The sequence below is a fragment of the Citrobacter sp. Cf132 genome (assembly GCF_030333885.1).
GTDB classification, from domain to species: Bacteria; Pseudomonadota; Gammaproteobacteria; order Enterobacterales; family Enterobacteriaceae; genus Citrobacter; species Citrobacter freundii.
In genome coordinates, this window is sequence record NZ_JAOWFA010000054.1 from 25,483 (window position 1) to 43,808 (window position 18,326).

The 18,326-nt window shown below is 53.4% G+C and carries 19 protein-coding genes; 7 read left to right on the forward strand and 12 right to left on the reverse strand.

Features of this window, described 5'->3' with window-relative positions; all coding sequences use genetic code 11:
- The first annotated feature begins 163 nt into the window (after positions 1–163).
- A complete protein-coding gene (gene yiaB / locus OGV85_RS11445) occupies positions 164–517 on the forward strand; it encodes an inner membrane protein YiaB (protein ID WP_054528877.1) in 354 nt (117 codons plus the stop codon).
- On the opposite strand, the gene OGV85_RS11450 is transcribed toward yiaB, so the two are convergent.
- The gene (locus tag OGV85_RS11450; protein WP_048218932.1) at positions 514–1,509 is read right to left on the reverse strand and encodes an acyltransferase; all 996 of its coding nucleotides are present in this window, start codon (positions 1,507–1,509) and stop codon (positions 514–516) included. The two genes, yiaB and OGV85_RS11450, sit on opposite strands and share 4 nt — an antisense overlap.
- Before the next feature lie 172 nt (positions 1,510–1,681).
- Between OGV85_RS11450 and OGV85_RS11455 the strand changes: the two genes are divergently transcribed.
- The 3 genes from OGV85_RS11455 to glyS all read left to right on the forward strand — a co-directional run bounded on the left by OGV85_RS11455 (position 1,682) and on the right by glyS (position 5,076).
- A complete protein-coding gene (locus OGV85_RS11455) occupies positions 1,682–1,990 on the forward strand; it encodes a YsaB family lipoprotein (protein WP_003024259.1) in 309 nt (102 codons plus the stop codon).
- Between the two features lie 95 nt (positions 1,991–2,085).
- Positions 2,086–2,997: a glycine--tRNA ligase subunit alpha gene (gene glyQ / locus OGV85_RS11460; RefSeq protein ID WP_286553571.1), complete on the forward strand. Its 912-nt coding sequence runs from the start codon at positions 2,086–2,088 to the stop codon at positions 2,995–2,997.
- Between the two features lie 9 nt (positions 2,998–3,006).
- The gene (gene glyS, locus OGV85_RS11465) at positions 3,007–5,076 is read left to right on the forward strand and encodes a glycine--tRNA ligase subunit beta (RefSeq protein ID WP_003837705.1); all 2,070 of its coding nucleotides are present in this window, start codon (positions 3,007–3,009) and stop codon (positions 5,074–5,076) included.
- 113 nt (positions 5,077–5,189) lie between these two features.
- Here glyS and cueP read toward each other — a convergent pair whose 3' ends face one another.
- The 3 genes from cueP to OGV85_RS11480 form a co-directional block, all read right to left on the reverse strand.
- The gene (gene cueP, locus OGV85_RS11470; RefSeq protein WP_003024269.1) at positions 5,190–5,729 is read right to left on the reverse strand and encodes a copper-binding periplasmic metallochaperone CueP; all 540 of its coding nucleotides are present in this window, start codon (positions 5,727–5,729) and stop codon (positions 5,190–5,192) included.
- A gap of 187 nt (positions 5,730–5,916) precedes the next feature.
- Positions 5,917–6,129 carry a transcription antiterminator/RNA stability regulator CspE gene (gene cspE / locus OGV85_RS11475; RefSeq protein ID WP_000014594.1) on the reverse strand — a complete coding sequence of 71 codons (213 nt, stop codon included), beginning with the start codon at positions 6,127–6,129 and terminating at the stop codon, positions 5,917–5,919.
- Between the two features lie 279 nt (positions 6,130–6,408).
- Positions 6,409–6,699, reverse strand: coding sequence for an HTH-type transcriptional regulator (locus tag OGV85_RS11480; protein ID WP_003024273.1), 291 nt, complete (start codon positions 6,697–6,699; stop codon positions 6,409–6,411).
- Positions 6,700–7,079: 380 nt separating this feature from the next.
- On the opposite strand from OGV85_RS11480, the gene OGV85_RS11485 reads away from it, so the two are divergent.
- Positions 7,080–7,790, forward strand: coding sequence for a DUF3053 domain-containing protein (locus OGV85_RS11485; protein WP_003837709.1), 711 nt, complete (start codon positions 7,080–7,082; stop codon positions 7,788–7,790).
- Positions 7,791–7,848: 58 nt separating this feature from the next.
- On the opposite strand, the gene ghrB is transcribed toward OGV85_RS11485, so the two are convergent.
- The 6 genes from ghrB to OGV85_RS11515 all read right to left on the reverse strand — a co-directional run bounded on the left by ghrB (position 7,849) and on the right by OGV85_RS11515 (position 13,808).
- A complete protein-coding gene (gene ghrB / locus OGV85_RS11490; RefSeq protein WP_032950490.1) occupies positions 7,849–8,823 on the reverse strand; it encodes a glyoxylate/hydroxypyruvate reductase GhrB in 975 nt (324 codons plus the stop codon).
- A gap of 22 nt (positions 8,824–8,845) precedes the next feature.
- Complete coding sequence (locus tag OGV85_RS11495; protein WP_061547445.1) at positions 8,846–10,126, reverse strand: MFS transporter; 1,281 nt, start codon at positions 10,124–10,126, stop codon at positions 8,846–8,848.
- A gap of 70 nt (positions 10,127–10,196) precedes the next feature.
- Positions 10,197–11,135, reverse strand: a complete 939-nt coding sequence (locus OGV85_RS11500) for a sugar kinase (RefSeq protein WP_061547446.1) — start codon at positions 11,133–11,135, stop codon at positions 10,197–10,199.
- A gap of 3 nt (positions 11,136–11,138) precedes the next feature.
- On the reverse strand, positions 11,139–11,888 hold the full coding sequence (locus OGV85_RS11505) for a sugar phosphate isomerase/epimerase family protein (protein ID WP_003024284.1): 750 nt from the start codon (positions 11,886–11,888) through the stop codon (positions 11,139–11,141).
- Between the two features lie 99 nt (positions 11,889–11,987).
- Entirely contained in the window at positions 11,988–13,004 is a 1,017-nt protein-coding gene (locus tag OGV85_RS11510; RefSeq protein WP_005133828.1) for a LacI family DNA-binding transcriptional regulator, read from the reverse strand.
- Between the two features lie 141 nt (positions 13,005–13,145).
- Entirely contained in the window at positions 13,146–13,808 is a 663-nt protein-coding gene (locus OGV85_RS11515; protein WP_003024287.1) for an OmpA family lipoprotein, read from the reverse strand.
- 159 nt (positions 13,809–13,967) lie between these two features.
- Here OGV85_RS11515 and OGV85_RS11520 point away from each other — a divergent pair, with 159 nt between their 5' ends.
- On the forward strand, positions 13,968–16,301 hold the full coding sequence (locus tag OGV85_RS11520; protein ID WP_061547447.1) for a molybdopterin guanine dinucleotide-containing S/N-oxide reductase: 2,334 nt from the start codon (positions 13,968–13,970) through the stop codon (positions 16,299–16,301).
- Here the strand turns inward: OGV85_RS11520 and OGV85_RS11525 are convergent.
- Entirely contained in the window at positions 16,270–16,710 is a 441-nt protein-coding gene (locus OGV85_RS11525) for an N-acetyltransferase (RefSeq protein ID WP_016151144.1), read from the reverse strand. The two genes, OGV85_RS11520 and OGV85_RS11525, sit on opposite strands and share 32 nt — an antisense overlap.
- Positions 16,700–17,269, reverse strand: coding sequence for a DNA-3-methyladenine glycosylase I (gene tag / locus OGV85_RS11530; protein ID WP_003846107.1), 570 nt, complete (start codon positions 17,267–17,269; stop codon positions 16,700–16,702). Before tag ends, OGV85_RS11525 begins: the two co-directional genes overlap by 11 nt.
- A gap of 157 nt (positions 17,270–17,426) precedes the next feature.
- On the opposite strand from tag, the gene OGV85_RS11535 reads away from it, so the two are divergent.
- Positions 17,427–18,128, forward strand: a complete 702-nt coding sequence (locus OGV85_RS11535) for an autotransporter outer membrane beta-barrel domain-containing protein (protein WP_003024299.1) — start codon at positions 17,427–17,429, stop codon at positions 18,126–18,128.
- Positions 18,129–18,326: the final 198 nt, after the last annotated feature.

Below are 18,326 nucleotides of genomic sequence, written 5' to 3' on the forward strand. Positions count from 1 at the left end.
CGTTCCCCTCTGGTAAACAGAGGGGATTTATCAAATGTATATTTCAATCCAATAAATAGTTAGTACGCATGGATTTATTCTGAAAGTCCGGCGTAGTGCCATTTTTCTGTGTTGTCTTTAGCGGGTTATTCATATTGTATCCATGATGGATAAGGAGATCCCAATGAAGACGACAAGGCTGTTGCTATGGATGTTATTCCTCTCTGGCGCACTGATTTACGTTATTGGTTTTTGGCGGGCATGCCCGTTATTGAGTGGCAAAGGCTATTTTTTCGGCGTGCTGATGACGGGAATGTTTGTGACATATGTTTATCAGCGTGCTGAAAATCTCGATCAGAGCGACGAGCGCTTAACCTCTGTATGTCAAATGGTCACACTCATCACGGTAGGGTTGCTGCTGGTGGGCGTCTGGAACGCCCCATTATCGCCCCTTGAAAAGGGGCTTTACCCGATGGCATTCATCGTATGTTTACTGGGGCAAGCTTTATTGCTGCGCCTGCAAAATACGGGGGATTAACTCACCAGCCTGCGCGTATCGATGCGTTGCAGCAGCATGGATAGCAGCAGGCTTCCCGCCAGCGTGGCGCTGAAAATCCACAGCATATCGAGCGGCGGCCAGTTCTTGAGTTCGATGCCATTGGTGCGCAGCGCGTGAATGATCAGCGCATGAAAACCATAAATGCCCAATGAATGGCGAGAAATAAGGCCCAGTAGCGGCAGAGTACGTGTGCTGAGCGTATTTTTGACCAGCGTCAGGAGTGAGACGGCGCAAATAAATACCGCAGGGCCGCAGTAGAGGTACCAGGTGTCGGCAAAATTGCCTCGCCAGCGCAGTTCATGCAATGTGCCACGAGAAATAATAAATACTGCGGTAATGAATAACGCCGCACAGAGCCAGCTGAGCGCGCGCTTTTGCGTATCCATCATGCCAATCGCCCGGCCCAGCATGCCGTACAGGATGTAATAGAAGGTGTCGCCGCTGATGTACAGGTTAATGGGTAGCCATTCAAAACCGCCAATTTTTTGCGAGACGGTATTGGGATTGGCAATCACGCCTATCACCACCATCAACGCCAGCAGCATCTTGCCGCTGATATTTTTCACCTGTATCAGCGGAGAAACCAGGTAGATGACGGCGATCGCGAAGAAAAACCACAGATGATAGAACACCGGCTTTTGCAGCAGGTTCTTCAGCGACAGCTCAGCGTTGATCGAGGTAAACAGCAGGATATAGGCCAGCGCCACGCTGCTGTAAAACAGAATGCAGAGCGTGATGCGCAGGAAATGGCGCGGTTTGGCGCTACGCTCGCCAAAAAACAGATAACCCGAAATCATAAAGAACAGCGGGACGCTGACGCGAGAGGCTGAATTGAGCACGTTAGCCAGATCCCAATTCAACGGGCTGACGCTTTGCGCATTGGTGATGTACCAGGTCGTGGTGTGGATCATCACGACCATTAAACAGGCTATCCCGCGCAGGTTATCAATCCAGAAAATTTTGGGCTGCATCAGTTCCTCTGTGTCCATTAAAAAAAGTCTGACCGATATTTTGCGAACGTAGCTCACTGGAATAATCCGAGTTCTTACGCTAAAGCTTGAGATGGTCTGATGAGATTCTCAAAATAGGATCTGTTTCCAGACACTAATAATAAGACTGACCAGCAAACCAGGCGGTAATAAAATGATGATGAAGTATTTCTTTCCCACAATCGCTACCCTTTTGCTGGTAGCGTGCGCTGACACACAACCGTCTGCACCCGCGCAGAAAGCGCAAAAGGTTAAGGTCAGTGCCACACGTTCGCTGGATATGGAGTCATTGTGCAAAAATGAGGCGGCGCAACGCTACAACACTGGCGCGCAGAAAATTGATATCTCCGGCCTGGAGCAATTCCAGGGCAGCTATGAGATGCGTGGTTCTACCTTCCGTAAAGAGAGTTTTGTCTGTTCTTTTGATGCAGACGGGCAGTTTTTGCACCTTTCCATGCGCTAAGTTCCCCCTTTTTCCCGTTTCGTACTGTATATCTTGCAGCCAGCGGGTATACTGATCGCTTCCTTTAAATCCACACGTATCCAGCACGAAATAATATGCAAAAGTTTGATACCAGGACCTTCCAGGGCTTGATCCTGACCTTACAGGATTACTGGGCTCGCCAGGGCTGCACCATTGTTCAACCATTGGACATGGAAGTCGGCGCGGGAACATCTCACCCAATGACCTGCCTGCGTGCGCTGGGGCCGGAACCGATGGCGACTGCTTATGTGCAGCCTTCCCGTCGTCCGACCGATGGCCGCTATGGCGAAAACCCGAACCGCTTACAGCACTACTATCAGTTCCAGGTAGTGATTAAGCCGTCACCGGACAACATTCAGGAGCTGTACCTGGGTTCTCTGAAAGAGCTGGGTATAGACCCGACCATTCACGATATTCGTTTCGTGGAAGATAACTGGGAAAACCCGACGCTGGGTGCCTGGGGTCTGGGTTGGGAAGTGTGGCTGAACGGCATGGAAGTGACTCAGTTCACCTACTTCCAGCAGGTTGGTGGTCTGGAATGTAAACCAGTAACCGGGGAAATTACCTACGGTCTGGAACGTCTGGCCATGTACATTCAGGGCGTAGACAGCGTTTACGACCTGGTCTGGAGCGACGGCCCGCTGGGTAAAACCACTTACGGTGACGTGTTCCATCAGAACGAAGTGGAGCAATCCACCTACAACTTTGAATACGCCGACGTGGACTTCCTGTTCACCTGCTTCGAGCAGTACGAGAAAGAAGCGCAGCAGCTGCTGGCGCTGGAAAATCCGCTGCCGCTGCCTGCGTATGAACGTATTCTGAAAGCCGCCCATAGCTTCAACCTGCTGGATGCGCGTAAAGCCATCTCCGTCACCGAGCGTCAGCGCTATATCCTGCGCATTCGCACCCTGACCAAAGCAGTGGCAGAAGCTTACTACGCTTCCCGTGAAGCCCTTGGCTTCCCGATGTGCAACAAAGACAAATAAGAGGCGGCCATGTCTGAGAAAACTTTTCTGGTGGAAATCGGCACTGAAGAGCTGCCACCAAAAGCACTGCGCAGCCTGGCTGAGTCCTTTGCTGCAAACTTTACCGCGGAGCTGGACAACGCTGGCATCGCGCACGGCAACGTTGAGTGGTTTGCTGCACCGCGTCGCCTGGCGCTGAAAGTCGCGAATCTGGCGGAATCTCAACCCGATCGTGAAGTTGAAAAACGTGGTCCGGCCATTGCCCAGGCGTTTGACGCTGAAGGCAAACCGAGCAAAGCGGCAGAAGGTTGGGCACGTGGCTGCGGCATCACGGTTGATCAGGCTGAGCGTCTGACTACCGACAAAGGCGAATGGCTGCTGTATCGCGCGCATGTGAAAGGCGAAAGCGCTGAAACGCTGCTGCCAAACATGATTGCCACTTCGCTGGCGAAGCTGCCGATCCCGAAACTGATGCGCTGGGGCGCGTCTGACGTTCACTTCGTGCGTCCGGTTCACACCGTGACTCTGCTGCTGGGCGACAAAGTTATTCCGGCAACGATTCTGGGCATTCAGTCCGATCGTGTGATCCGTGGACACCGCTTTATGGGCGAGCCGGAATTCACTATCGATTCTGCCGATCAGTATCCGGAAATCCTGCGTGAGCGAGGCAAAGTCATTGCGGATTACGCTGAGCGTAAAGCGAAAATCAAAGCCGATGCTGAAGAAGCGGCGCGTAAGATTGGCGGTAACGCTGACCTGAGCGAAAGCCTGCTGGAAGAAGTCACCTCGCTGGTAGAATGGCCGGTAGTGCTTACCGCGAAATTCGAAGAGAAATTCCTCGCTGTTCCGTCTGAAGCGCTGGTACACACCATGAAAGGTGACCAGAAGTACTTCCCGGTTTATGCGAACGACGGCAAATTGCTGCCGAACTTTATCTTCGTTGCCAACATCGAATCGAAAGATCCGACCCAGATTATCTCCGGTAACGAGAAGGTTGTTCGTCCGCGTCTTGCGGATGCTGAGTTCTTCTTCAATACCGACCGTAAAAAACGCCTTGAAGACCATCTGCCGCGTCTGCAAACCGTGCTGTTCCAACAGCAACTGGGTACGCTGCGCGACAAGACTGACCGTATCCAGGCGCTGGCGGGCTGGATTGCTGGTCAAATTGGCGCTGACGTTAACCACGCAACGCGTGCTGGCCTGCTGTCCAAGTGCGATCTGATGACCAACATGGTCTTCGAGTTCACCGACACCCAGGGCGTGATGGGAATGCACTACGCGCGTCACGATGGCGAAGCGGAAGATGTCGCGGTGGCGCTGAACGAGCAGTATCAGCCGCGTTTTGCCGGTGATGACCTGCCGTCTAACCCGGTGGCTTGTGCCGTGGCGATTGCTGACAAGATGGACACCCTGGCGGGTATCTTCGGTATTGGTCAGCATCCGAAAGGCGACAAAGACCCGTTTGCGCTGCGTCGTGCTGCTCTGGGCGTGCTGCGTATCATCGTTGAGAAGAACCTGAATCTGGATCTGCAAACGCTGACGGAAGAGGCTGTTCGTCTGTATGGCGACAAGCTGACCAACGCCAACGTGGTGGATGACGTTATCGACTTTATGCTTGGTCGCTTCCGCGCCTGGTATCAGGACGAAGGTTATACCGTCGATACCATTCAGGCCGTGCTGGCGCGTCGTCCGACTCGTCCGGCTGATTTCGACGCACGTATGAAGGCGGTTTCGCACTTCCGTACACTGGAGGCCGCGTCCGCGCTGGCTGCCGCGAACAAACGTGTATCGAACATCCTGGCGAAGTCTGAAGAAACGCTGAATGACCGTGTGAATGCGGCAACGCTGAAAGAGCCGGAAGAAATTGCGCTGGCGATGCAGGTTGTGGTGCTGCGCGATAAGCTGGAGCCAGTTTTCGCCGCTGGCCATTACCAGGAAGCGCTGGTTGAGTTAGCGGAACTGCGTGAGCCAGTTGATGCGTTCTTCGAGAAAGTGATGGTCAACGTAGAAGATAAAGATCTGCGTATCAACCGTCTCTCCATGCTCGAAAAACTGCGCGAACTGTTCCTGCGCGTGGCGGATATTTCGCTGCTACAGTAACGGTCCTGAGCTGACTTAGAAAATGCCGGATGGCGCAATGCTTATCCGGCCTACTGGTGTTTATCTCGTAGGCCGGATAAGGCGAAGCCGCCATCCGGCATTTTTTTATGTTGTTAGCGCAGCTGTAATTTAGTCAGACAGGTCTGGCTGTCTTCCATGGTCTTAATGGGATACTCTGCTTTTTTGCCGTTGTAGCTTACTGCGATGGTGCCTGCCATATTGCGCGGTAGCCAAACCCCGACGAAGCCATTTCGACCGCTCTTCATCTCTTTTTGTAGCACTACATCACCCTTGTTATCCGTCACTTTGACATTGAATGTCTTCTCCGGCATTTCGCCCTGGCAACCGGAAAGGCTGTGGTTGAAGCAAGGATGTGTTTGCCATTCATAAGGGGCAAATGACAGATAGAACTTGTCACCGAGCGGCAGGGTATAGATCTGATCGCCTGAAGAGAGCTTCAGTTCAGTGCTGGTGACGGATGCCGAGTAGGGCAGTGGGCGGCTCTGTGGAGACTGGTCAATGGCCTCGACGATTTGCTCGACGGATTTTCCGCTGAGCCCGTGTTCCGCCAAAAAAGTGGCTTCAGGGGTTGCGGCGAACGCGCTACCGGTGGTGAGTAAACCTAAAACCAGCAGTAATGAGGATTTTGACATAGCTTCAATTCCTTGTGAACGTTGTGGAATACAGACTGGCTCACTATAAAGCTTGCCCTTAGGGAAAGGTCAAAGGGGCGGCGGGTAAAGTAATGCAAAGACGCGTGTGGGCGAGGCGTTTTAAGAAGTACAGATAAAAAAAATCCCCGCCGTTTGGCAGGGATTCAGAATCTTGAGCTTTTTAAGCTTACAGGCTGGTTACGTTGCCAGCTGCCGGGCCTTTAGCGCCGCTTTCGATGGTGAAGGAAACTTTCTGACCTTCGTCCAGAGATTTGTAGCCATCGTTCTGGATAGCAGAGAAGTGTACGAACACGTCTTTAGAGCCATCGTCAGGAGTGATGAAGCCGAAACCTTTGTCAGCGTTGAACCATTTTACGATACCAGTCATTTTACCGGACATAGTGTATTACCTTTTAAAAAATAAGTGTGCCTTTCGGCGATATGGCGTGCTTTACAGATTTTTTAACAGTAAAGGAAATGCTCACTACGAAGGGTATCAACGATAACTCTTGAAGGGACTTGCCTTACTAACTGCTGTAATGGTCTGTACGTCAAACCGTTGAGGGCATTAACTCATTTTACGCATGTGGATGCAACTACTATTTTCTTTTTTGTGGATAACCTTCGTAAGGGAACGGCCCCGTTACAGGACCGTTCTTAAGCAAAATTGAAAAATAGTTCAATCCATCAGTTGCTTACTTAATCTTGGATCTGCCTGGATCAGGCGCATTAACTTCAATTCGGTAGTGGAAGGCTTTACGCGTTTAGACTCCCATTCATGAACCATCGCGACTGTCACGCCCATTACTCGGGCAAAATCATCTGTTTTTAAACCCGTCCCTCGTCGTAACTGTTCAAATTCGGTGAAAGGGTTGGTTTTTTGCGTCAGAGTGACCGTCTGCGATACATCTTTAAAAACAATCTGCTCCAGACTGCTTAGCAGTTCAAACATAGGATCTTTGTATTCCATTGAGAACTCCTATAAATCACACAGCGGGATCGTGAATTTTCTCGAAGCTCATTAAGAGTAGTCGCAAAAAATGAAGTCGGATTCGGGGTTTGAGAGATGGATTCGTTTCAGCAGATCGCAGGTGACAATCTGTTGCTGGCTAACGAACTGATAAAGGTCGGGATCTCCGAACGATCGATTCCGATTGTAAAGATGACTAAAATATGACGCCGAGTAGTAAATGCAGCATTGTTTAGCAAAACGAACGGTGGTGGGAACGGTTATTTTCCCCCACAAGATTATGCGGAAAGGGTATCTTGCGGGGCTGACCTGGACTATCCTTGTTAACGTCAGGCACGCGGGTGTCGTTGTGCGCATTTTTGGGTGAAAGGAGTATTAAAATGGCGACAGGTAAGTCCTGCTCTCGCTGGTTTGCGCCTGTTTTGGCGCTCTTAATGGTAGTTGGCCTGAGTGGGTGTTTTGATAAAGAAGGCGATCAACGTAAAGCGTTTATCGATTTTCTGCAGAATACTGCAATGCGTAGCGGAGAGCGTTTACCAACGCTGACCGCCGATCAGAAAAAACAGTTTGGCCCGTTTGTGTCCGATTACGCGATTCTGTATGGCTATTCGCAGCAGGTTAATCAGGCGATGGACTCCGGTCTGCGTCCGGTGGTTGATAGCGTAAATGCGATTCGTGTTCCTCAGGATTATGTGACTCAGCGTGAGCCGCTGCGTCAGGCAAATGGTGCGCTAGGTGTATTAGGGCAACAGTTGCAGAATGCGAAACTACAGGCAGATGCTGCGCATGGCGCGCTGAAGCAGGGCGAAGATCTGAAGCCGGTCTTTGACCAGGTTTACAATAAAGTCGTTACTGTACCTGCAGAGGCGTTACAGCCGCTGATCCCTGCAGCGCAAATCTTCACGCAGCAGTTAGTGCAGGTTGGTGATTTTGTGGCGCAGCAGGATACGCAGGTGAGCTTTGTCGCCAACGGTATCCAGTTCCCAACGTCACAGCAGGCAAGTCAGTACAACACGCTGATTGGCCCGTTGGCTTCTCAACATCAAGCATTTAACCAGGCCTGGACTGCTGCGGTGAATGCCGCTCAGTAATTAAGCCGCTGTAAGATATGAAGGGCCGGGTGAGCGTAAGCGCTACCCGGCCTTTTGTTTATGGTGCGACCTGCGGGTTTACGCAGTTCTTCTCAACGCGTCCTTGCAGCGCATCGATTAAGTTATCCACCGCACAGGCCGCCATGTTATAGCGCGTTTCGTGCGTGGCTGAACCAATGTGCGGCACAGCAACCACGTTTGGCAGCGACAGCAGCGGTGAGTCAGCCGGTAATGGCTCCTGCTCAAACACATCCAGGCCAGCGGCATGAATTTCACCGTTTTGCAGGGCGGCAATCAGTGCTTTTTCATCGACCACCGGCCCACGTCCGGCGTTAATGAAAATGGCGGAAGACTTCATTTTGGCAAACTGTTCGGTGCTGAACAGATGATGCGTTTCGTCGGTTAACGGCAGGATCAGGCAGACAAAATCGGATTCTTGTAACAGCGTATCAAGGTCGCAGTAGCGCGCATTGAAGCGTTCTTCTGCTTCCTGATGATGACGGCGCGCATTATAGAGAATCGGCATGCTAAAGCCGAAATGCGCACGTTGTGCCAGCGCCAGCCCAATGCGGCCCATTCCGACAATCCCCAGCGTTTTGTGGTGCACATCCGTACCGAACCAGTCCGGCCCGATACTTTTGGTCCATTCACCGACCTTCACGCGTTCAGCCACTTCTACCACGCGGCGAGCGGTACTTAACACCAGCGCCATCACCGTATCGGCGACGGTTTCTGTCAGTACGGTTGGCGTGTGCATCAACAGCACCTTACGCGCGTTAAGGGCATCGACGTCGAAGTTGTCATAGCCGACGGAAATCGTGGAGGTCGCACGCAGTTTCGGCATTTTCTCCAGTAGAGCGGTATTGACGGCTTCACTGGAGCCCAGCAGACCTTCCGCATTGGCAAAAGCCTCAGCGTGCTGTGCGACCGTTTCCGGGCGCAGGTTAGGCACCTGAGTCACAGTAAAATGCTCTTCCAGGCGATGCAGTAAATCGTCAGGTAACGCTTTATAGAGAATAATGGACGGCTTCATGCGAATCTCCGTAAGTTAAAATTTAAGCGTGGCGTGCGCCAATAGGTAGCTGTTGATTATTAGCAGGCTTAACAACGAGAGTTAGCCATACTGAGACAAAAAGCGCTACCCCCATAAAAATGTACGAGGCGGACGGGCTGCCGGTAGCGCCATTGAGGTAGCCGACAAACCATGAACCAAAGAATGAGCCTAGCGCGCCCATACTGTTAATCAGCGCCATTGCACCCCCGGCAACGTTACGCGGCAGCATTTCAGGAATGATGGCAAAGAAAGGACCATAAGGGGCATACATTGCCGCACCCGCAATAACCAACAGCGTATAAGAAATCCAGAAGTGGTCTGCGCCCACGGCCCAGGAGCCGATAAAAGCGAAAGCAGCTATCAGTAACAGTGGCCAGACAAACAGCTTACGATTTTGCAGTTTATCGGAGGCCCAGGAAACGAGGATCATCGCCGCCGTCGCCGCCAGATAAGGTACGGATGACAGCCAGCCAACCTCAACCATCCCCAGATTTGCACCGCCGTTGCGGATAATCGACGGCAGCCACAGGACAAAACCATAGACGCCAATACTCCAGGTGAAATACTGCATACACAGCAGGATGACGTTACGTGAGCGGAAAGCCTCGCTATAGTTCCGTACGGCTTTGATGCCTTGCTGCTCTTTTTCCAGTTGTGCCTGAAGGGCGGCTTTTTCAGATTCTGACAGCCAACCGACCTGAGACGGTTTGTCTTTTACCAGCACCCACCAGCAGAACGCCCAGATGATGGCCGGGAAGCCCTCGATGATGAACATTTCCCGCCAGCCCAGCGCCTGGATCAGATACCCGGAAACCACGGATATCCACAGGACGGTAACCGGGTTACCGAGGATCAGGAAAGTGTTTGCGCGCGAACGCTCGGACTTCGTAAACCAGTTACTGATATAAATCAGCATTGCGGGCATGACCGCGGCTTCAACGACGCCAAGAATAAAGCGGATGGCGGCAAGCATTGGAATATTGCTGACCATGCCGGTTAACGACGCACAGGCACCCCAGAGGATCAGACAGACAAAAATCAGTTTTCGTACGCTGCGGCGTTCGGCGTAAATTGCGCCCGGGATCTGAAAGAAGAAGTAGCCGAGGAAAAACAGCGCGCCCAGCAGGGAAGAGATCCCTTTGGTAATGCCGAGGTCCTCGTTGATACCTGCGGCGGAGGCGAAGCTGAAGTTCGCGCGGTCAAGGTACGCCAGGCTATACGTGATAAACACGATTGGCATGATGTACCACCAGCGTTTTGCTGCATTAGTTGAGCTATTCATAGACTGCCCTCTGGTTATGCTGTTACGCCGCCTCTGTATGTAGGGTACAGAGACAGAGTTGGCCGGGAATTTATTCCCCTAATTGTTCACGTGTGGGTAATCCTTCGCTGTCGCCCTGAACCTGAATGGCCAGTGCGCCAATTTTATTGCCGCGGGTCACCGCCTGATGCAGCGAGCGGCCTTCCAGCAGGGCGCTAATAACGCCCACGGCAAAACCATCACCTGCGCCGACCGTATCAACCACGTTGTCGACTTTTACCGGTGCAACGCAGCCTTGTTCACCGCCGGCGGTTTTGTACCAGGCGCCATCAGCCCCGGTTTTGATGATCACGGCCTTCACCCCGTGGCGCAGATAAAAGTCGGCGATGGCTTCAGGCGTCTGCTGACCGGTTAAAATCATGCCCTCTTTTAATCCAGGCAAAACCCAGTCGGCCTGGAATGCCAAACGGTTCAGTTTTTCCACCATCTCGGCTTCGCTTTTCCACAGCACAGGGCGTAAATTCGGGTCGAACGAGATGGTCTTCCCTTGTGCTTTCAGTGTGCGGGCGGTATGGGCTAACAGTTCATAAGAGCTGGCAGAAAGCGCCGCCGCTACGCCGCTCAGGTGCAGGTGGCGCGCGCTGGCGAAGTAGGCTTCGTGATAATCCTCAATGCTGAGGTGGCTGGCAGCGGAACCTTTGCGGAAGTATTCCACAATGGGATCGGTTCCATTTTCGACCTTAGATTTAAGCTGAAAGCCGGTAGCGTAACGCTCGTCCTGGGTGACTCCCTGCGCATCAATCCCTTCTTTTTCCAGCGACTTAACGATAAAACGGCCAAAACTGTCGTTGCCTACACGGCTTACCCAACCGACCTTCAGGCCCAGCCGGGCAAGACCGGTCGCCACATTGAGTTCAGCGCCAGCAACGCGCTTGAGAAACTGCTCCACATCCGCCAGTTCGCCGGTTTGCGTGGCGACAAACATCGCCATCGCTTCACCAATAGTGACCACATCCAGTGAATTTTTCATGTGTTACTCCTCGCGTAACAACTCGACGTAACGGCGGGTAACCGCCGCCAAATCCTGCCCTTCCAGGGGAAACTCAATGCCGCGTGGAACATCGCCCGGCAGCGTTTTCAACAGCGTCAGCCAGCGCGGATCGGCTGCATCAGGCGGTACGGCACGGTAGCTGTCGCGATGTGCAACGGCGGCTTTGACATGGATATACCCAACGGTTGACGCCAGTTTCTGCGCCGCCTGTTCCGGGGAGTCGCCCACCCACAGCCAGTTGCCCATATCGAAGGTCAGAGATATCGGCAGATTTTGCGTCTGGCAGGCTTCGTTAAAGCGCTGCATCGGCTTCAGGCGTCCGCAGGCGGTCTGATCGTTTTCGACAACCAGTTCCATTCCGCTGTTGTCCAGCCATTCGCGTAACACGTTGAACTGTTCGGTATGGGAGAAATGACCGAGGGAGACTTTTAGCCACAGCGCCTGCAGGGCCTGTGCTTCTTCAAGTAGCGCAGGAAGTCGGGGATTGAGGCTACCGTCCTCAAGGAACAACGGCTCAGGCGCTGAGTAACAGGCTAGCAGGCCGAAGATTTCGATAGCAGATGCCACCGTAGACAGCGTGTGCAGCTCTGCGTCGGTCAGCAATTCGCGGCGGATTTCGACGCCGTCAGCACCGGCTTCAGCGATAATGGGCAGCATTGCCGTTTGCCCGCCAGCGGCCCGTACCTGGTCGTGGCCGTAAGCGGCGGTGACCACCATAATTTTTCTTTTCATGGAAACTCCAGACTAGCGTTCTTGCTATAACGCTAGATGGAACCGGTTCCAAAGAAAAGCTTATGATGTTGAATTTATGATCACCATCACGAAGGAAATTTAACGGGCGGTAGAGCCGCGAACGATCAGTTCGCCGGAGAAGACCTGTTCCTGAATGGCAGCAGAGCCGCCATCGATCCGGCGTACAACCTGCTCAACGGCGGTGTAGCCAATCTGCCAGGTAGGTTGTTTCAACGTGGTAATACCAACGCCCGCCAGTTCGGCCCATTCCAGTTCGTCAAAACCGAGCAGGCCGATATCGCTGCCCCAGTTAAGGCCAATGCGTTTCAGGGCGCGGGCAACCTGCAGTGTGAGAGCGCCATTGGCTGAGATAACGGCTTTGCGCATTCCCCGGTGCTGCTGGTGAAACTGGCGCAGGGTGTCATCCAGTTGTGTATTGTCCGTTAGTGGGACTTCGGCATTTTGTGCGATAACGCCGGGGTACTGTGCGAGGGTGGCGCGAAAAGCGCTCAGGCGCTCGCGGCGGGTATTCACCATGCCGAGTGGTTCGCTGAGGAACAGGATGGCTTCAAAACCCTGTTCGACCAGATGTTCCGTGGCAACCGTTGCCGCCTGGGTGTTATCCAGCCCGACCATATCACAGGCGAAATCGGGAATTTTACGGTCAATCAGCACCATCGGCAGCGCAGACTGCTGCAGCCGATTTAGCCCCTCTTCGCGCATCCCGACGGCGTTGACCACAATCCCTTCGACCTGGTAGCTGCGCAGCAGGTCAAGATAATGCAGTTCCTGATCCACTTCGTTGTTGGTGTTACACACCAGCGGGGTAAAGCCTTTATCACGACAGGCAGCTTCAATGCCGCTCAACACGTTGACGGAGTAGGGATTGGTAATATCGGCGATGATCAGGCCAATCAGGCGGGTACGACCGTGTTTAAGGCCTCTTGCCATCAGGCTGGGACGGTAGTCGAGATCGGCAATGGCTTGTTCAATGCGGGCCAGTAGCGCGTCGGAAAGCAGGTGCTTTTCACCGTTGAGATAGCGTGAAATGCTGGTCTTGCCGGTTTTTGCGGCTTTCGCCACATCGCTGATGGTTGCCCGTGTTGATTTGCTCATCGCTGATTTCCCTGAATTTCGTGTGAATACCTTAGCGGGAAAATCTGACGAAGCAAGTAATTTGCCCGGTGGCGCTGCGCTTACCGGGCCTACATGTCGAACGTAGGCCGGGTAAGGCGAAGCCGCCACCCGGCTCAACGATTACTGCACAGGACTCAACGTAATCTCTACGCGACGGTTCTGCGCTTTACCTTCCGCCGTGCTGTTGCTGGCGATCGGATTTGACGGACCCATGCCCTGAGTGCGGATACGATTAGCGGCAACCCCTTGCGTGATCAAGGCGCTGGCCACGGAGTCCGCGCGTTGTTGAGACAGACGCATATTCAGATCCTGGCTGCCGGTGCTGTCGGTGAAGCCCAGCACGTTGACGGCGGTTTTATTGTACTCTTTCAGTACCATTGCCACGCCGGTCAGAGTGTTGGCACCAGCAGGTTTCAGGTTGGCGCTGCTGCTGTCGAAGGTGACGTTATTCGGCATATTCAGAATGATGTTATCGCCACTACGCGTCACGCTGACGCCCGTTCCCTGCATTTTTTCGCGCAGTTTTGCTTCCTGCACATCCATGTAATAGCCGATACCACCACCAACGGCCGCACCCGCCGCCGCGCCAATCAGTGCGCCTTTACCGCGATCTTTCTTCGAAGAAGAGAGTGCGCCAATGCCCGCGCCGACCAGAGAGCCAATACCCGCGCCAATGCCGGATTTACCCGCTTCGCGTTCGCCGGTGTAAGGGTTTGTTGTGCAGCCAGAAACCGCCAGGGCGCCGCTCACGATGGCAGCAATAACAAAAACACGTTTCTTCATCTTAATTCCTTAATGACTTTTTCTTCTTTGCCACAGCGACCGTGGCGGTTGATTATGACGTGTGAACATGAAGAAAATTCCAGGGAAGACTCTGAAATTTGTAAGTAACATTGAACGGCATAATAAATAAGCCGTCACATCGCATTCAGGAGCGCCATCTTGGCTAATTCACCCGCACATTACTCGGTGTTAACCGCCGCCCACTGGGGACCAATTCTCGTCGACACCGATGGTGAGACGGTTTTCTCCTCGCGTGGCGCGCTGCCCACTTCCCATCCCAACTCTTTGCAAACCGTGGTGCGCGACCAGGTTCACAGTAAAACGCGGGTACGTTTTCCAATGGTGCGTAAAGGCTTTCTCGCCTCGCCGGAGAATCCCCAGGGCGTGCGTGGGCAGGATGAATTTGTTCGCGTCAGTTGGGACGATGCGCTGAATCTTATCCATACGCAGCATAAACGTATCCGTGACAGCTACGGCCCGGCCTCGATTTTTGCCGGTTCCTACGGCTGGCGATCTAATGGCGTGTTACACAAAGCGGCAACTCTGCTACAGCGTTATATGGCGCTGGCAGGCGGTTATACCGGGCATCTGGGGGATTATTCGACGGGGGCTGCTCAGGCGATCATGCCGTACGTGGTGGGCGGTAACGAAGTTTACCAGCAGCAAACCAGCTGGCCTGTGGTGCTTGAGAACAGCGAGGTGGTGGTGTTATGGAGCGCTAATCCGCTGAATACACTGAAGATTGCCTGGAACGCGTCCGATGAGCAGGGGCTTGCTTACTTTGAGGCTTTGCGCGACAGCGGTAAACGGTTGATCTGTATCGATCCGATGCGATCGGAAAGCGTCGAATTCTTTGGCGAAAAGATGGAATGGATTGCCCCGCATATGGGGACCGACGTGGCGCTGATGTTGGGCATCGCGCATACGCTGGTGGAAAACGGCTGGCACGATGCGGATTTTCTTGCCCGATGTACGACCGGCTATGACCGTTTTGCCGACTATCTGCTGGGTAAATCTGATGATGTTGTGAAAACGGCAGAGTGGGCTGCGGAGATTTGCGGTATATCCGCAACAAAAATACGCGAACTTGCGGCGATGTTTCACCAAAATACCACCATGTTGATGGCAGGATGGGGTATGCAGCGTCAGCAGTATGGCGAGCAGAAACACTGGATGATTGTTACCCTGGCCGCCATGCTTGGGCAGATTGGGACGCCAGGCGGTGGTTTTGGGCTGTCGTACCATTTTGCCAACGGCGGGAACCCGACGCGTCGCGCAGCGGTGCTGGCTTCAATGCAAGGCAGCGTTAAAGGTGGTACCGATGCGGTGGATAAAATCCCGGTGGCGCGAATAGTCGAAGCGCTGGAGAACCCCGGAGGCTTTTATCAGCATAACGGTATGGATCGCCATTTCCCGGACATCCGTATGCTGTGGTGGGCGGGCGGCGCCAACTTCACCCATCATCAGGATACCAACCGTCTGATTCGCGCCTGGCAAAAACCGGAGCTGGTGGTTATCTCGGAGTGTTTCTGGACCGCCGCAGCGAAGCATGCCGATATCGTGCTGCCAGCGACCACCTCTTTTGAACGCAATGATTTGACCATGACCGGCGATTACAGCAACCAGCACCTGGTGCCGATGAAACAGGTTGTCCCGCCGCAGGACGAAGCGCGAAATGATTATGATGTTTTTGCCGAACTGAGTGAACGCTGGGCAGTAGGCGGTTACGAGCAATTCACCGAAGGCAAAAGCGAGCTGGAATGGCTGGAGACGTTTTACAATATTGCCGGGCAGCGTGGGGCCAGCCAGCAGGTGACATTGCCGCCTTTCGCCGAGTTTTGGCAGCGCAACGCCCTGATCGAAATGCCGGAAAATGCCGCCAGCGCGCAGTTTATCCGTTTTGCGGATTTTCGCCGCGACCCACAGGCACATCCGCTGAAAACGGACAGCGGTAAAATTGAAATCTACTCCGCGAGGATTGCCGGTTACGGCTATGCGGATTGCGCGGGACACCCGATGTGGCTGGAGCCGGATGAGTGGTTCGGTAACGCCGAGTCGGAGCAGTTACAGCTGCTTTCCGCGCACCCGGCGCACCGGTTGCACAGTCAGCTTAACTACAGCGCGTTGCGTGAGCAGTATGCAGTAGCGGATCGTGAGCCGGTAACGATTCATCCGCAGGATGCCAACGCGCGCGGCATTACGGATGGCGACACGGTCAGGGTGTGGAATCAGCGTGGACACGTTCTGGCGGGGGCCGTGGTGACGGAAGGCATCAAACCTGGCGTCATCTGTATTCATGAAGGCGCCTGGCCTGATTTGGAGCCGACAGCTGACGGTATTTGTAAAAATGGCGCCGTCAACGTGCTGACCAAAGATCTCCCCAGCTCGAAGCTGGGGAATGGCTGCGCGGGCAACACTGCGCTGGCGTGGCTCGAAAAGTACAGCGGACCGAACCTGGCGCTTACGGCGTTTGATCCGCCTGCCAGCCCATAATCCACGTAGGATGGTGAGTCTCTTCCTGCCATGCGCCGTCTTCAATGCGAAAACCCAGCGCATGGTAGAAGTTCACCGCTGATTGATTCTTCTGGTAGACCTCCAGGCTGAGTAACGAAAAGCGCTGCTGCACATGCTGCACCAGCGCTTTGCCGATCCCGCTTCTGATGGCGGCAGGCGCGACAAACAGCGCGCCGAGGAAGCGGTCATCAATGACGCTGACAAAACCTTTGAGCTCGCCTTCTTCTTCCCACACCCAGGTTTGCGCGGCTGGCAGATAAACATCCCGCACCACGGATTCACTTTCGCGCCAGTAGCGCTCTTCGATAAACGGATGGGCATGGATTGTGCTTTCCATCCACAGCGTTAGAATCGCCGGTAGATCTTCAGCCTTTGATTCACGAATCATGTTGTTCTCCCGGATAACAGATGCAGCTGGTGACATGATCGTTGACCAGGCCGCATGCCTGCATAAAGGAGTAACAAATGGTGGTGCCAACAAACTTAAATCCGCGTTTTTTTAACGCCTTAGACAGCGCGTCTGACGCAGGCGTGGAGGTGGGAATATCGCTCAGGTTGGCGGCGCGGGTCACTTGCGGTTGGTTATCAACAAATGACCAGACGAACTCGCTAAACGACTCTCCGTTTTGTGCCATCGTCAGAAAGGCGCGAGCGTTGCCGATAATGGCCTGAATTTTTCCGCGATGGCGAATTATGCCGGCATCCAGTACCAGCCTTTCCACATCCTCTTCGGTCATGGCTGCCACTTTTTCCGGGTCAAAATGGTGGAAAGCGTGGCGATAATTTTCCCGTTTCTTGAGTACGGTAATCCACGATAACCCGGCCTGCTGGCCTTCGAGGCAGATCATTTCGAACAGCTTTTTGCCATCGGTTTCGGGGACGCCCCATTCCTTGTCGTGGTAGGCAATGTAAAGTGGATCCTGACTGACCCATCCGCAACGCTGCATATTCTTCCTCGCTGTTTTTACTGGCGTAAAAATTTCATTCGGCCCGCCTTGACGCGCCAGCTAAAAAGACAATATTTAATACAAGGCCTGCTGGCCCAAATACTTCACACAATGACAATAATATCGCCGAATTCGGCTCTTTTCTGGAGTCGCGTTGATGCTTATAAGAAACAGTAGTGGTCGCCAAAGGTTAACTCTGGCGAGCGTCATAGTTTGTGCGCTGTCCATCAATACAGCATATGGCTGGCAACAAGAATATATCGTTGATGCGCTGTCAGGGCATACGGCTGAACGTTATACATGGGACAGCGATCACCAACCACGTTATAACGACATTCTGGAAGAACGTATTCGTTCCACTCAGAACGTGGCGGGGCCCGTGGTGAATCTGGCGGATGAGACGCCAATGGATGCCACCAGCGGCATGAGTATGGGCTGGAACTTCCCGCTTTCAAGGCAGGTGACAACCGGTCCGGTTGCCGCGCTGCATTATGACGGTTCCACCACATCTACTTACAACGAATTTGGCGATAGCGCGACGTCGGCAACGCAGAACGATCCGCTGTGGCATGCCAGCGTGAGCTCGTTGGGCTGGCGAGTCAATTCGCAGTTCGGTGATGTGCGACCGTGGGCGCAAATCAGCTATAACCAGCAGTTTGGCGAAAATATCTGGAAGGCGCAGTCGGGTCTCAGTCGCATGACGGCGGCGGGTCAGGACGGTAACTGGGTAGATGTTACCGTCGGTGCGGATATGCTGTTGAACCCGCACATGGCGGCTTACGCGGCGCTGTCGCAGGCGGAAAATAGCACCAACAACAGCGACTATATGTACACCATGGGAGTGAGCGCCAAATTTTAACGTAAACAATCATCACATAAACATCTTGATTACATGTTGAGATCAACAATCACACGCACTCCAGCGATAGCGTGTACTAACTCATGCGATAAAATTCAGTAACCCGACTTTTTGTCTCGTCATTCATTCCGCATTCCAGGCATTTCATTCCGTCCTGGCGGCATTTCATGCCGTTTTCCCCTGCTCATAAAAACGCTT

What these genes read in the sequence shown, in the direction of transcription:
- tag (WP_003846107.1), bottom strand. Translation starts at nt 17,269, where the DNA reads ATGCAGCGTTGCGGATGGGTCAGTCAGGATCCACTTTACATTGCCTAC.
- OGV85_RS11505 (WP_003024284.1), bottom strand. Translation starts at nt 11,888, where the DNA reads ATGAAAAGAAAAATTATGGTGGTCACCGCCGCTTACGGCCACGACCAG.
- OGV85_RS11450 (WP_048218932.1), bottom strand. Translation starts at nt 1,509, where the DNA reads ATGCAGCCCAAAATTTTCTGGATTGATAACCTGCGCGGGATAGCCTGT.
- glyS (WP_003837705.1), top strand. Translation starts at nt 3,007, where the DNA reads ATGTCTGAGAAAACTTTTCTGGTGGAAATCGGCACTGAAGAGCTGCCA.
- OGV85_RS11510 (WP_005133828.1), bottom strand. Translation starts at nt 13,004, where the DNA reads ATGAGCAAATCAACACGGGCAACCATCAGCGATGTGGCGAAAGCCGCA.
- OGV85_RS11480 (WP_003024273.1), bottom strand. Translation starts at nt 6,699, where the DNA reads ATGGAATACAAAGATCCTATGTTTGAACTGCTAAGCAGTCTGGAGCAG.
- OGV85_RS11500 (WP_061547446.1), bottom strand. Translation starts at nt 11,135, where the DNA reads ATGAAAAATTCACTGGATGTGGTCACTATTGGTGAAGCGATGGCGATG.
- OGV85_RS11485 (WP_003837709.1), top strand. Translation starts at nt 7,080, where the DNA reads ATGGCGACAGGTAAGTCCTGCTCTCGCTGGTTTGCGCCTGTTTTGGCG.
- ghrB (WP_032950490.1), bottom strand. Translation starts at nt 8,823, where the DNA reads ATGAAGCCGTCCATTATTCTCTATAAAGCGTTACCTGACGATTTACTG.
- yiaB (WP_054528877.1), top strand. Translation starts at nt 164, where the DNA reads ATGAAGACGACAAGGCTGTTGCTATGGATGTTATTCCTCTCTGGCGCA.
- cspE (WP_000014594.1), bottom strand. Translation starts at nt 6,129, where the DNA reads ATGTCCGGTAAAATGACTGGTATCGTAAAATGGTTCAACGCTGACAAA.
- OGV85_RS11535 (WP_003024299.1), top strand. Translation starts at nt 17,427, where the DNA reads ATGCTTATAAGAAACAGTAGTGGTCGCCAAAGGTTAACTCTGGCGAGC.
- OGV85_RS11525 (WP_016151144.1), bottom strand. Translation starts at nt 16,710, where the DNA reads ATGATTCGTGAATCAAAGGCTGAAGATCTACCGGCGATTCTAACGCTG.
- cueP (WP_003024269.1), bottom strand. Translation starts at nt 5,729, where the DNA reads ATGTCAAAATCCTCATTACTGCTGGTTTTAGGTTTACTCACCACCGGT.
- OGV85_RS11455 (WP_003024259.1), top strand. Translation starts at nt 1,682, where the DNA reads ATGATGATGAAGTATTTCTTTCCCACAATCGCTACCCTTTTGCTGGTA.
- OGV85_RS11515 (WP_003024287.1), bottom strand. Translation starts at nt 13,808, where the DNA reads ATGAAGAAACGTGTTTTTGTTATTGCTGCCATCGTGAGCGGCGCCCTG.
- OGV85_RS11495 (WP_061547445.1), bottom strand. Translation starts at nt 10,126, where the DNA reads ATGAATAGCTCAACTAATGCAGCAAAACGCTGGTGGTACATCATGCCA.
- glyQ (WP_286553571.1), top strand. Translation starts at nt 2,086, where the DNA reads ATGCAAAAGTTTGATACCAGGACCTTCCAGGGCTTGATCCTGACCTTA.